The sequence below is a fragment of the Candidatus Atribacteria bacterium genome, assembly GCA_011056645.1.
GTDB classification, from domain to species: domain Bacteria; phylum Atribacterota; class Phoenicimicrobiia; order Phoenicimicrobiales; family Phoenicimicrobiaceae; genus Sediminicultor; species Sediminicultor quartus.
On record DSEL01000097.1, the window covers coordinates 1 to 14,152 of the forward strand.

General features: G+C 33.2%; 10 protein-coding genes and 2 pseudogenes. 1 reads left to right on the top strand and 11 read right to left on the bottom strand.

Translation table 11 applies throughout. The features are described from left to right. Positions 1–32: 32 nt before the first annotated feature. The 10 genes from ENO17_04000 to ENO17_04045 form a co-directional block, all read right to left on the bottom strand. On the bottom strand, positions 33–236 hold the full coding sequence (locus ENO17_04000; protein HER24199.1) for a DUF2188 domain-containing protein: 204 nt from the start codon (positions 234–236) through the stop codon (positions 33–35). A 277-nt stretch (positions 237–513) separates the two neighbouring features. Next, positions 514–1,308 carry a DUF4065 domain-containing protein gene (locus ENO17_04005; GenBank protein HER24200.1) on the bottom strand — a complete coding sequence of 265 codons (795 nt, stop codon included), beginning with the start codon at positions 1,306–1,308 and terminating at the stop codon, positions 514–516. A 360-nt stretch (positions 1,309–1,668) separates the two neighbouring features. Beyond that, positions 1,669–2,097: a hypothetical protein gene (locus ENO17_04010; protein ID HER24201.1), complete on the bottom strand. Its 429-nt coding sequence runs from the start codon at positions 2,095–2,097 to the stop codon at positions 1,669–1,671. Positions 2,098–2,213: 116 nt separating this feature from the next. Further along, a complete protein-coding gene (locus ENO17_04015) occupies positions 2,214–3,740 on the bottom strand; it encodes a hypothetical protein (GenBank protein ID HER24202.1) in 1,527 nt (508 codons plus the stop codon). Between the two features lie 166 nt (positions 3,741–3,906). After that, positions 3,907–5,400, bottom strand: coding sequence for a hypothetical protein (locus ENO17_04020; protein ID HER24203.1), 1,494 nt, complete (start codon positions 5,398–5,400; stop codon positions 3,907–3,909). Then, a complete protein-coding gene (locus tag ENO17_04025; protein ID HER24204.1) occupies positions 5,397–6,536 on the bottom strand; it encodes a restriction endonuclease subunit S in 1,140 nt (379 codons plus the stop codon). The genes ENO17_04020 and ENO17_04025 overlap by 4 nt, the downstream gene beginning before the upstream one ends. After that, positions 6,526–8,070 carry an SAM-dependent DNA methyltransferase gene (locus ENO17_04030; GenBank protein ID HER24205.1) on the bottom strand — a complete coding sequence of 515 codons (1,545 nt, stop codon included), beginning with the start codon at positions 8,068–8,070 and terminating at the stop codon, positions 6,526–6,528. Before ENO17_04030 ends, ENO17_04025 begins: the two co-directional genes overlap by 11 nt. A 326-nt stretch (positions 8,071–8,396) precedes the next feature. After that, positions 8,397–11,207, bottom strand: a complete 2,811-nt coding sequence (locus ENO17_04035) for a restriction endonuclease subunit R (GenBank protein HER24206.1) — start codon at positions 11,205–11,207, stop codon at positions 8,397–8,399. A gap of 218 nt (positions 11,208–11,425) precedes the next feature. Further along, positions 11,426–11,824, bottom strand: a complete 399-nt coding sequence (locus tag ENO17_04040) for a hypothetical protein (GenBank protein ID HER24207.1) — start codon at positions 11,822–11,824, stop codon at positions 11,426–11,428. A gap of 285 nt (positions 11,825–12,109) precedes the next feature. Then, positions 12,110–12,814, bottom strand: a complete 705-nt coding sequence (locus ENO17_04045) for an HTH domain-containing protein (GenBank protein HER24208.1) — start codon at positions 12,812–12,814, stop codon at positions 12,110–12,112. 41 nt (positions 12,815–12,855) lie between these two features. On the opposite strand from ENO17_04045, the pseudogene ENO17_04050 reads away from it, so the two are divergent. Next, positions 12,856–13,971: pseudogene (locus ENO17_04050) on the top strand (IS3 family transposase). 16 nt (positions 13,972–13,987) lie between these two features. Here the strand turns inward: ENO17_04050 and ENO17_04055 are convergent. Continuing rightward, positions 13,988–14,152, bottom strand: a pseudogene (locus ENO17_04055) (helix-turn-helix domain-containing protein).

Genomic DNA, 14,152 nt, shown 5'->3' on the forward strand with positions numbered 1-14,152 from the left:
AAATAGGTGTCTGTCCCTTGTATACTTGTATATTACTTGTATATTACCGGTTTAATTGTATCTTTGCTTCTGAATTTTCTATCTCTAACAGCAGTAGTAAGCTCTCCACCACCCTGATTCTTAAGCATTTTTTTTGCAGCTTTTTCAGCCTCTTTTTGAGAATAATACCTTAAAATTCTGTCTCTATCCTCGTTTGCTTTTTCCCCTTTATAATAGATTTCTATAAACTCAATGATATCTTCCTCTTCATAATAGGCATAGATAATCCGGATTCCACTGAATCCCCCCTTCCCTTTTAATGCTTTACAGGCAAATTTCCTGGCCTTATAAATCTTAGGTTCATTTATACCAAGATTAGAGATCCTAACAATACTTTTCTTGTCTATAATATTTAATTTATGGGCAAGATTTAACTGGACATTGATAAAGTTATCTAAATCTTCATCAAGTGTCTTAAAATTTTTAAGTAACTTCTTAAAATCTCTTTCAAACTCATTAACTTTACGTATCTCGTTAAATAGCTTCTTCTTCACTATAGTCCCTCACTGAATAAGGTGCAGTTCGGTAAAACACGGATTCATACTCGATTATATCGCCTTCTTCTGTAGTTATCCAGGGAACATCATTATGCGAATATTCACTAATTTTTTTGGCATTCATATCTGATAGTATATTTAAAACATCATCGATGACTCTTTGCTCTTTAGTGCTCAATTTGGATAAATCAGGATCCCTAAGCGGTATATATTTTGTTTGGGGATATTGAAAATATTCATCCTGTATCTTAACCAGATCTTTACCCTGCATCTCCTCAGTGATTTTTTTAAATTCCTTGGGTGTTGGCCCATAATGGTTTTTGATATAGGTAGCACCAATTAGTTGTTCTTCATATTTTTCATAATAATTAAAGTCGATAAAGTAAAGCAGTTTGTATAATACTGATTCACCCACATTGGCTTTAGAACCGATTTTCCCTAAGATATAAAGCAGTACTTCTTTGAATTTTTCAATATTTTTCTGCGGTACACTAATTCTTATTTCGTTTTTCTTTTCCACTTTTTGTTTCTTGCTTTTTTCAAATATAACTTCAATATCTTCTTCGATATTGAGCAAAATATCTGTTGAAATATTAAAGATCTTCGATAATTGTATCAATTCCTCAGTGCATATTCTACGCTTGCCATTTTCTATTTGTGAAACGGCAACTCTACTAATACCCATCCTCTTTGCCAGATCTTCCTGAGAAAGCGCTATTCCCTCTCTTATCTTCTTTATTCTATTAGAAATTTTTTCCTTCAAGATATCCACAAAGGAAACCCCCTTCCTTTTTGATATCATTTTAATATATGTTATAAAATATGTCAAGTATATGTAATATTTTCTTACAATGGCCTTTATAGATATGGATAAGGAAGGGAAAAAGCTGAAAAAATTAGAAACCTGCCCTTTATAAAAAAAGATCCTTTACAAGGCGAATAATTTTAGAATTCATTTTTCATAATCCTCACTATCTACAAATATCTTTATTAACTTATACTTTTGTCATGATGTGATATATTTTACTTTTCTTATTCCTATGGCTTCCCGGGCATAAACATCATCTCGACAAAAGTTTACTTTGCCAATGGTAATCGGGAATTGTCAAACAAAGAACCGTCCCCTGTTTTTTTAACCGATTTCTAATAAATCTTCTGGTGTTTTTTCTTCAAGTAATAATTCAATCCCTTTATCTTTAATTTTCTTTTCTTTCTTTGTTGGTTTTATAAATTCAAGAAGTTCTGGGAATTGCTTTAAATACTTTACATTTATTATTGATGGTTTTTCCTGTAATACTTTTAACCCTCTTTCTGTAATTCTAAAATGACCTTTTGGAGTATATTCCAAAAGCCCGGCTTTCTTTAAATATGTTCTAGCCCACCCAACTCGATTATTGAATACAGGTTGTTTGCTCTTAGATAAAAGCTTTGATTTTTCCTCTTTGGTTAAATTAAAATAGTCTGCTAATGAATTTCTTACTTCCTGTAGGGTATGTTCTTTTTTATCTTCTGATATTTTAAGTAAGGGAAGCATAATACTTTGAAAATCTGGTATCATAATGGTACCTCTTTTTATTTTTTAATTCTTTCTTGTGTAAAAATGTTTTTACAAAATTTAAATAATTAAGAAAAATGTATCAAACAACTATACCTAACACACTATAAAACATTATGCTCCTATTCTTTAGACCTATTAAAAACTGCAAGTTGTTTTGCTAATATATTATCATGACAATCTTTTGGTTTTTTAAATAATTTTATCCCAGAATCTGAAAATATTTTTTGACGACTAGCAATCATCGATTTTAATAATAGATTTTCTTTCAAAGTTGGATCAATAAGTGGTGATAAAGTAACTCCGAGTTGTATATAGCGAGAAAAAAAGATATACCAAATTATTTCAAACACAGATTTTTTTTCGGAAGCCTTTTTTATTCCAAGCTCTATTATTCCACGTAAATATTTTTTTAAATTATATTTTCCATTATTCATAAGATAAATAACTTCAATAATTGTCATAACATAGCATACGATTTTTTCTGACTCCCTTTTTAATAAAAAGAGAAGGCTAAATGTTTTTAGAATTTCTTTTTTGCGAACTTTTAAATTATTTGAGAAATATAATTTTAAACTATAGTTTTTATCAAATAATTCGCTTAAAAATTTTTCTATTATACTTGTCCCAGGATATTCTTTATGGATATCAAGCACTTTTAATAGTGTAAATTCAAAAGATTTGAATGATATTCTATTTTTCTTTCGGAGCGAATAAGGGAAATATTCACGGTTATGATGCCTGAATAACCCTTCTGGTAAATATAGAATTTGAGTTTTATTTTCGCTAATAAGTAAATTAAATTTATGGAGCTCCTCAGAAAGAATGCTTAATATTTTTTTAGCTTCTTCTTCTTTATTTGCAAGGATTCTGTAATCATCTTTGAAACGTGTGCCCAAGAAAGCAATTTTCTCATTTTTCAATCTTAACGAAACGTTTTGATCAATTTTTGCTAAAAGTATTTCAGCAATTAAATCACTGACCGCCGAACCAACAGGAATACCATTTGTTTTACTGTCATTTGCATATTGAACTAATTTATCTATTTTATTTCCAATTAATTTACAATCTTTATCCGAAAATGCTATCTCTCTGCCATGCAAAGCCCATCCAATACTATGCGTATAAATTGAATTATAAAAATTTATAATATCTGTTCTTATTAGGACTTTAAATCTATGTGCTTCAGCAACTAAGTCTCGTTCGGCCATCTCAATCCATTCATAAATTAAACGACCCGATCGTAATGGACTAAGCTCTCCTTTATTTTTAGCATTAACTGGTATAGGTATACTATAAGTATAAATTAAATTATCATTATTAAATATATGGTCAATAATATTAGTCCAATCTTGAATTAGCCAATAGACAATATCATGATAATTGTGTGGATGTTGAATGCCATAAACACGAGATGTTAAAAATGATTTTGGATATGATACACAGTCAAGATTTCTACGCGGTTGATTTTTTAAATCACTAATATATGGAACATTTTTCAGAACAAAATTGTCTACTTTAAAAGAAGGAGGAAGTATATTTTGTTCAGGAAAATATCCTTCCTCTAGCAGCCAAGTAGCAATTTTATTTTTATCAATAGCTTTTAAAAGACTATATGTTTCTTTATAATGTTCTTCAGGTAATGTCATATTTAATTCATTGTTTTTCATCTTATACTCTCTGATCGAATATTAATATTTATAAAACATAAAATAATTTTAATATGTGTCAGGGTATTTCCCCTGTTATATTTTATTATCAACATAACTTTCCCTATGTTATTGTTTTTCTCATTTTTCGCCTCCAAAGAAATATTTATCTTACCATTGAGGCTGATATTTTGTTATCTTTTCTGGCATCAATAAGTACAACGTATTTCTCGTTCGAGATACCTATATCCTCAAGAATTCTTTTTACTTTCTTCTCTTCTTGTTCTGAAAAAAATAAAATTACCTTTATTGTGTTTTCTGTATCATGCGCTTTCTTATATATCTCTACCTGATTGGCTAAATTCTGTGTAAGTTTGGTATTTGAAGCTAGTTTAAATTCAACCAAGGTTTTATCGGAAGCCCCTTTGGAAATCATAAAGTCAACTGGACCACGCCCTTCATTTGCCTCCCTTGATATGGCTGACAAGCTGGCAAACCAAGTTAATCTAAACATAATATGAATGTCTGACTCACGCTTAATGGGTTCTCCTTTAAAATAAAAAATACGATAACCGTCTTTATTTTCAATAATATCCTTTAAAAACGAAACACGTCCATAACTTTCTTCTAAAGTATCACCGTGTTTTTCGTAAAACTTTGTTTTTTTAGATAATTGATTTATAAACTCTGAAAGCTCATCAACAAAAAGATTCTGCACTTCTTCTACACGTTCTTTGCTAACTGATTTTGCTTCTTCTCCATGATCTTCTTTATATTTTATATAATAATCCAGAAATTCAGGATATTTCCTTATTACTTCATTAACAGCCATGGCAATATCTTTTTTTCTAAAAGCTTTTTCTTTGCCTTTTTTTGTATATTCCGGTTCTGGAAGTGAATTAAAAAAATATTCATTTAATCGATACCTTAATTCTTCGTTAGAAACAATGTCAACAATATCATGAAATTTGTCAATTAAATCATGCTTATTTATCCATGTGTAATCTTTCGTTAACAAATCCTTAGGTGTTAATAAAACAAAATCTCTATCATAAACCGGCAACACAAAGTATTCAGGATCCCATGTTTTCGTTTTATAATTAAAAGAATCATGTGAAACACGAAATTTTTTTAGATTTGATTTATCTATATTCTCTATTGCAAATTTTTGAGTATATTTAAGTAAATATCCTTTAATTAAATTGGTGACAAAATCGCTTATATTATCTCGACCTGTATTCTCTTTAATTAAACAAAGCTTTTCAATATGTGAATCGCGAGAAATCTTGTTGTCATCAAAATTTGAAAATATTCCATGCAAATTGTCATTAAGTGCCCGTGCAAAATCCATACCTGGGCCTCTCCCCTTATTACCAATTTTGCTGTAACCGAGCCATGTTTGCTTAATCTCAGGAAAACAATACCAGCTACGCAAAGCACCGTCAGACATTTTTCCTATTTTAATTGATTGATCACGTAAAAAAGCTACATAGTGTAAAATTTCCCTATGCATTTCTTGATACTCTTTCTTGTCACTGTGAAATAAAAGAAAGGGATCTATAAATAAGGGGAAATCATTAATAAGAGAAATATTAAAGGCACCATATTTTTCTATGACATAAGGATCTACATCAAAAAAATCGGAAAAATATACTTTCATTCGAAATACCTCTGCATTAGCGCGTTGAAATGAGTGTCCATTTCCTCTAGGGACGCGCGCATTTTTTGTTTTGTATTTTCGACTTGTTCAACAATTGAAGCGAATTTGTTTTCTATTTCTATATTAACATCAATGATTGGCCATTTTTTTATAATTGACGTATTTACAACCCCCTGAGCAGATCCAACTGAGTAACCAAATTTGGCTGAACGCCCATAAGTAAAATTCAAATATGCTGATAAAAATATTGAATTAAATCCTTCACTTTTACCAACAATAACCACATTTGCACAATTTGCACTATCTAATTCTTTTGGTACAACCGCAGCCATTCCTCTATTGACACCTACTCGAGAAATTAGAACATCATTGGTGTGAATTTGTGATTTCTTTAATTTTCTATGAAATTCTTCGCCAATATAAGCTAGTTGATTTAAATCAATAAAGTTTCTTTTAATATTTTGCGTTCTTAGAAAAGGAATACCTCTATCAATATAAGCAAAACTTGTTGGCCCAACATGACCGACAGTTATTTTTTTTGTTAACTTTTCAAGATAAATAAATTCACTTTGGATATTTAAATAACTAGCAAACATTTCGATAAAAACAGATTTGAGATAGTCGTCAAGGGAAGCAAGTTGTTCTTTACGTTTTTGACGAAGGTTACTGGCTGTGTCAAGGATTTGGACAATTTTTTTTTGCTGTGCAATTTTATAATGAGGAACTTTTAAATTTTTAAAAGAACTATTACTAATGGCCATTTGAGTGGCTCCCGAACAATACTTATCCTTTAAACGTTGAAATGTTTTCGAACGAAAATAGTGATAAAGATATCTCCCATCAAAACCATCTTTAGGTTTCAGAGTTAAGAAGCCTGTGGAAACAATCAAATTTTCTGAATCACAATCTATTAAAAAAACTTTATTAGTTGCTTTCATTCGAGCTAGAATTAAATCTCCCTCACTAACCATTAAGTCAGCCCTGCTCGGTTTATTCTCATAATCTACAAACAAAAAATTATCTATACCTTGATTGGACAAATTACCAGTAGCCAAATAACGTTTTTTATCATCAAAAAGCTTGACGCGGTTACTCGTGATTTTAACTGCTTCCAAAATATCTACTCTATTCACTATTTTTCAATTCCTTTAACACATTTATATTATTCTTTACTTCTAATTCTAATTCCTCAATCCTACTCAAAATCACTTCCGGTTTATCATATTTCATTGGAATATATTCTATTTCCTTATAGCGATTTATACTTAAATCATAGTTGTTTTCAATGATTACTTTTATCGGCACAAAAAAGTGTTTGGTTTTACAGTTATCATTCGCATTTTTATTTCGTGCTTTCCATTCTTTCACGATGTCGGGAATATCATTTTTTTCAATACGAGTTCGCTTATCATCAAGAGAATAGCCGTCTGCTTGCATATCGTAAAACCATATATGTTCGGTTGTCCCTCCTTTGACAAACACAAGTATAGCTGTACTCACCCCTGCATAAGGTTTAAACACTCCTGAAGGCATCGAGACAATTCCTTGTAACTCGCAATCATGAATAAGTATCTTGCGCAAATCTTTATGAGCTCTTGATGAACCGAACAAAACACCATCCGGCACAATGACTGCAGAGCGTCCGCCAATCTTTAACGAATTAATAATACGGTTAACAAAAAGTAATTCTGTTTTTGTGGTATTGAGTGAAAAGTTTTCGTTAATATCACCTTTATCAATACTGCCCTTAAAGGGAGGATTTGCCAGGAGTACATCGTAATGATTATCTTCATTATATTTTTTTGATAGTGTATCAATTCGTTTAATGTTCGGATTAGTAATGCCATGAAGCATGAGATTCATTAATCCAATACGGACCATAGTAGTATCAAAATCATAACCAAAAAAGGTATTTTCTCTGAGTTCTTTCCATAAACGTTCATCAGTCAACTTATCACCAAAACCTCGTTCAAATCCATCTTCATCGGTCGTAATATGGTGCCTGCTGGTTTGCTGTGTAAGTATGTATTGATATGCACCAAGTAAAAAACCGCCAGTTCCACAAGCAGGATCACCAATCGTCTCTCCAAGTTTTGGACTAATCAATTCACACATTAGTTTTATAATATGGCGAGGTGTACGGAATTGTCCATTTTTACCGGATGATGAAATTTCAGATAGAAGAAATTCGTACATATCGCCTTGAGTGTCGTGAAATGTTTGTCCGGCTTGCATTTCTTTTTCAATCTCTGTATAAAGAGCATCAATAATATTTACCGCCTCAACAAGAAGAGTGGGTTTGGGAATAATAAAAACGGCATCAGCCATGTGTTCAGCAAAAGTACTATTTTTACCGTTAATCTGCTTAATAAATGGAAATACTCTTGTCTGTACATGGGATAGCATTTCTCTGCCTTCTAATTGTTTGAAATGACTCCAACGAAGGGTTTGTTTATTGGTTTCTACATTTGTTAATGGTGAAGTAAACATACCTTCAAATATGGAAGTATATTTTTCTCTGGTCCACTCCGCATCCTTTTTAAGTTTGGAGTCTATTTCGTCTAAACGACGCATAAATAACAAATATGATATCTGTTCGATGGCTGTTAAAGGATTAGCAATCCCACCGCTCCAGAAACTATCCCAGAGCTGATTAATTAATGATTTCATTTTTACTGTTAGCATAAAATCTCCTATTTCAATGATACGGGGAGGGGGAATCGAACCCCCTCATGCTCTCTACCGTGAAGCAATATCTCTTATAATACAAATAACATGGCTTGCAACGATACAAGGACAAAGACAAACCTGTCCCCGCGCGAGAGCGTCCACGCACGCTGCACATATTTGAAACATTTTAAATGCTCCTTTCTTGAGTAGATTAGCTATAAAACTAACCGCCCAAGTCATGTCTAATGTAATAGTTAAAGAGATATTGCCTTTCACGCTTTTATAATCTTCTAATAATTATCTTTTATTATACATTTATATATTTTCTAACTTGCAATTTTTTGAGTTAATTCGAGAATTTCATCTATTTCCCGAGGTTTAAAAACACCTCTAATCCCTTCGGGATGCAACTGAGTAAATGGTGCGCTGATAAGGTCTTTCTTCTTTACAATACCGCGTTGTAATACAAATGTCTTTAAGGTTAAAATAAACTGAATTTGCTTTTCACCGTAATTATTGTGCTTAAGTAAAAAATCATCAAAAGCAATGGATACAGTTTCCGTAAATGTTGCTATTTCTTCAATGCCTAAAATGTGCTTAATAAACTGAATAAACTTCGCGCTTCTGTTATCGTAAACCTCCCGCAAGATATACTCAGTTACATGCGGATAATGCTCTTTTAAAATATTAGCCAATTCATCTATTTCTTTATTGGTTACATTATCTCCCTGAGAAATTTTTTGGAGAACAGGATTTGACTTTACAAGTTCGCGAATAAAATCTTCAACTTTACGGCGGTATTTATCGACGGTCATCCGTTCATGTTGAGGCCCAAATTCAACGGTTTCTTTAACAGTTAAAAGATCTTGAATATTGAGTTTTTTCTCTGGAATTTTCTCAGTTTGTCGATATTTCATAAGAGGTGCAAGACGCACGATCATTTCATCCAGATCATCATCTGATGCTGTTATCCAGAAATGGTTTGATTGCACTTTTTCAACCCAGACTCGTTCTTTTGCTACTATATTTACCGTTAACGGTAACTCGCTGACTTTTTCAATGATTATATCCTTAAGAATTTCAAATTTTTCGTCATCACTCATGATGCGGGCTATTTGAGCTTCGGTACCATCCAACTCGAAACGCATCGCCTTAAAATCAGCATTTGAAAGCACACGCATAAGCGGGCTAACATACATGCGTAAGTAATCAAGTTTTCCATCCGTTATATTAATCCAAAAATTGTCATCCATTACTTTTTCTAAGTATTCCTGATTATCTAAAATAACAATGGAGTTTTTCGGTAATTCTTTTATATTCTTCCTAATAGTATTAATTGTTTTTTGTACTATTGCCGCCTCTTTTTTCTTTTGGGAAACAAAAAGCTTATTGATATGTGCTTCAAAAAGTCTGACCGGAAGCGGACGTGTTTCTTTCGGTTCTTTTCCTTTCGGAGTCATCTTGAAATATTCAAAATTCTCCCAGCAATCTATAATTAAAAATTTCTCTTTTTTGGGGCACCAAAATTTTATGTCATCCGGATCAAGAACCCGTGTACCGCGGCCAATCATCTGCCAAAATTTCGTGTAAGAAAATACTGGTTTAGCAAAAACAAGATTTACAATTTCACGCACATCAATGCCAGTATCCAGCATATCAACACTAATGGCAATGCGAGGCATATCTTTTGTTTTAAACCGATCAAAAATACCGCCTTTGCCATGAACACCCTTAACATCTGAAATAATAACTTCCGCAAGCTGCCCTTTGTATTCAGGGTAAAGACCGTTAAAGACCGCACATAATCTATGAGCATGTTTTTTAGAGATAGCAAAAAATATCGTTTTTCCGGGAAGAACTCCATTAGGATCTTTGATACACTCTTCCATAAATTCACGCACAATAACCGCGTTTGTTCCTTTATTTGTCACTTTTTTCTCGAGTTCAGTACCCTCAAAATTAAATTCATCAAGATCCTCCCCTTCTCGAATCAACCTGTTTTTTTCTGCTTCAGCTATTGTTTTGCTATTAATTCCTTCCTGTTGGAACTTGGTTCGTAGTTTTAAAACTTCAAAATCAGATAAATATGGCGGAATATTATAAATCGCTTCTTCATATGAATATGCAAATGTTGGCAAGCCATCTTTACAATCAAATAATTGAAAGGTATTGTGATCTATTGCATTTTTTGGTGTTGCTGTAAGTCCCAGTTGTACCGCATCAAAATAATCAAAAATATTTTTATAAACGTTATAAATTGAGCGATGGCTTTCATCAGCTATAATCATGTCAAAATAATGAGGACTAAGAGGACAAAGATCCTGTTGTATTAGATTAAGCATCATTGGGTAGGTTGCACAATAAATCCTTCTATTAGGAATAAACTTAATTTCACCTGTTTTCGGCCAAATAGGTGCATTAGGTAAATATTGCTTAAAAGTATCCAATGCCTGTTCTCTTAAAGCAATGCGATCAACAAGGAATAAGACCTTCTGAATCCAATTAGACCGCATCAATACGTCAAGAAGTCCCATGCAGGTTCTTGTTTTTCCTGTACCTGTTGCCATAACTAGAAGAAATTTCCGATATTTCTTCTCAACACGTTCGAGCACAGAACGAATTGCCTGAATTTGATAAGGGCGCCCCACAATATTTGTATTAATTAATTCGCTTGAAAGCACTTTACTATTTTCTCGTAAAAACTGCATTCGCTCTAAATCTGTAATTGTGGGAAAGCCGAAGATTTTTCGTGGAGGATAACGCTCAGTATCCCAGAAGAATACATCGTAACCATTCGTATAAAAAACAAAAGGCATTGGACCACCGTCGTTTGATTTTTGTATTTTTTCGGCATAGTTACGTGCTTGTTCTTTTCCAATTTCCGCATCAACTGCTGTCTTTTTTGCCTCAACAACTGCAATTGATTTACCTTCTTTTGAAAGAAGAGCATAATCAACAAAAAGATGTCCTTGGTATGGTGATTGGGAATCATTTATTCGTTGATTAGATAAACCAGGTAAACCACACCAGATATCTAGCTCTTGAGTGACTAAGGAAGGGTTTAAAACATCCCATCCAGCAATTTTTAGCCTTGCATCAATTAACTCTTTTCTTGTTTGTGCTTCGTTTCTAGTCATATTCAATTTTTTAATTCCTCTTAAAAAATATAAAATAGTAACATCGTCACCAACAATGCATCAAGGGAAAGTTTTTTCCACAATTTCAAGATATACAATCAGCTTATTAAATTGTCATTAAAAGTAAAAAATAACTCCTTTCTAATTATGTTATAACTTTATTTTAATACAACAAAAAGTTTATAAAATCCTTCTTTTTTAAGAAAATCATTTTATTTTTACTTAATGTTGATTATTATCCCTTCTTCTTCCCATTCCTTCCATTCGAGTTTGGTTATCTCGGGTAATTGAAGAAGGTCTTGCGGTTCTTTGAATCCTCCGCTTATTGAATCTCTTAAGGTAACTATTTTTTGGGCAAGAGGTTCACTTACTCTTAATGCTTTTATCAGTTCATCCTGAGAGGCGGGGTTAATATTTATGGTTTGAACTTCTGGTTTTGGGGAAGTAGTAGACAAAATTTTAGGATTATCGTATAAGGAGAACCTGTCTGCGTGCATACACGCACAGGCAGGGTAGACTTCGCTTTTGGCCAGGGTGGAAATAGATACAGTAATACAAAGAACAATGATTAAAAAAGCAAGAATACTAAACTTAGTATTACTTTTTAAATATTGCATTTTTTAATGTGCTCTTTTTGATTTAGATTCAGGGGGACACACTTTACTTTTAACCATGCATTAATTGCGAGAGTATAAAAGAAGAATGTCCCCCATGGTTCTTTATTATATATTCGACAAAGGGTTGGAAAAATCCTTCTTTTTAAAAGAAAAAGTTAGCGGTTCTCGGTTTACAGTTGTCAGATAGATAGTGCCACACCCTGATAATCAGAGTTCGTAATAACAGAAAATATCTCACCCCCACCTTAATCCTCCCCCCTCAAGTGGGAGGAAATGCGAGAAAGGTCATTTTTTTATTACCTCCCAATATCCGCCTTTGGCAGTACCAATTCTCTTTAATATTCCTTTTTTCTTTAATTTTGAAATATTATTGTCAATTGCCGTAGTGCTTATTTTTATATGTCCAGAAAGCTCTTTCGTTGTGATATATTTATTCTCTTTCATCAATTCTATAATTTTTACTTCGTTTACTCCCAACTTTACTCCCAACTTTACTGGGACTTTTCCAGTAATAACGGGAAAAGTAATTTTATAATAATCAAAATCTCCCTCTATTACTGGTTTTATTCCATAATGTTGTTCCCATCCTTCAATCATTTTGTGGAAACCGCTGCCTATACTTTCTGCTAATCTAATAAATCTGAATATTTTGGCAATTATAGGATTTCTCGGCAGAGAAAAATCTTCTTCTAAAATATATTCTATTTTTTTGGGGAGTGATCCGGGATTAAAAAATTCAAATCTGTCTGAAAATACTCTAATCCTTGGGTTTGCCCGGCTAAAATAATCAGTATGGATGATAAGATTAACAAGCGCTTCTCTAAGTGCTTGCAAATGTTCGGGATTATCATCCCTGAAACCGGAAACCATTTTAAATGGTATATCAATTTTTTTAGGAAATCTCTCGTAAATATCAAAAAAAGTAGTCCATAGATTTTGTTCGCTGGAAATTCTAAAATTATACTGAGCCTCCCCCGCTTTACCGGACAACAAGATAAGACTATAATCAATTTAATGGAGGTTCAAGTAACATGGAAGAAAAGAAAAGACAATTTACCAAGGAATTTAAAAAAGAGGCAGTGGAGTACAGTCTATCCTCAGGGAAGACTATCGAGCAAGTTGCCGGTGATCTGGGGATTTCTCCTCATAACTTAAATCATTGGCGCAAAGAATACCGCAAGTGTGGAGAGCTGGCCTTCCCCGGTCATGGCAAGGAAAACCTCACTCCCCAGGAGGAGAAGGTTCGGAAATTACAAAAAGAACTAAATGACATCCAGATAGAGCGTGACATCCTAAAAAAAGCTTTGGCCATCTTCACGAAAAAACCGTAGATCGCTATCGGTTTACCCGGGAGAACACCGAACGATTCAGTGTTAGGAAGATGTGCCAAGTCCTTAAAGTTTCCCGGTCCGGATATTACGATTGGCTGAAGTATCCTATAAGTAAGAGAAAGAGCAAAGATATGGAATTAAAACAGAAAATAAGGGAAATATACCAAAAAAGTCGCAGAACCTATGGCAGTCCTCGTATCCACCAGACACTATTACGGGAAGACTATCCTATTGGCAGAAAACGTGTAGAACGATTAATGCAGGAAATGGATATCCGTGCAGTAGCCAAAAGAAAATACAAAGCAACAACTGATTCTAAACATGGCAAACCGGTAGCCGAAAATCATCTCAACCGTGCCACAAGAGAAGGCTGGCTCTATTTGGCTACTATTATGGATCTCTATTCTCGGAAAATCATCGGCTGGTCACTAAGCGACAGATTAACCAAGGAATTGGTCATTGCTGCGCTGGATATGGCCTTAAAACAGCGAAATCTTTCATTGGATTTACTCTTGCATTTAGATAGAGGCAGCCAGTATGCCAGCGAATTATATCAGCTGCTTTTGTTAAAACATGGTATAATCTGTTCCATGAGTGGCAAGAGCAACTGCTTTCGATAATGCTGTCATGGAGAGTTTTTATCGTACCTTAAAGGTGGAATTGATTTACCAGAATAAATATGAAACCAGAAGAAAAGCCCAAAGAGATATTTTCGAATACATCGAAATTTTTTACAATAGAGAAAGGTTACATTCCTCTTTAGGCTACTGCAGTCCGGAGGAATATGAAAAGTTAATGTTAATGAAAGTGTCTTAACTGAGTGTCCGGATTATCGGGGGAAGACCAGAGATCTATATGGAGTTAGGATTCTGCCTACTGAGGAAACTGAAATATTTATATGGCAATCTCTTTCTAATATTCTTTTAATCTTCTCTTTACCAAAGTAAGGATATTTCCTTCTTATTTGACAGACCTGCATCTCTACTTGATGATCCCT

What these genes read in the sequence shown, in the direction of transcription:
- ENO17_04040 (HER24207.1), bottom strand. Translation starts at nt 11,824, where the DNA reads ATGCAATATTTAAAAAGTAATACTAAGTTTAGTATTCTTGCTTTTTTA.
- ENO17_04020 (HER24203.1), bottom strand. Translation starts at nt 5,400, where the DNA reads ATGAAAGTATATTTTTCCGATTTTTTTGATGTAGATCCTTATGTCATA.
- ENO17_04035 (HER24206.1), bottom strand. Translation starts at nt 11,207, where the DNA reads ATGACTAGAAACGAAGCACAAACAAGAAAAGAGTTAATTGATGCAAGG.
- ENO17_04015 (HER24202.1), bottom strand. Translation starts at nt 3,740, where the DNA reads ATGACATTACCTGAAGAACATTATAAAGAAACATATAGTCTTTTAAAA.
- ENO17_04030 (HER24205.1), bottom strand. Translation starts at nt 8,070, where the DNA reads ATGAAATCATTAATTAATCAGCTCTGGGATAGTTTCTGGAGCGGTGGG.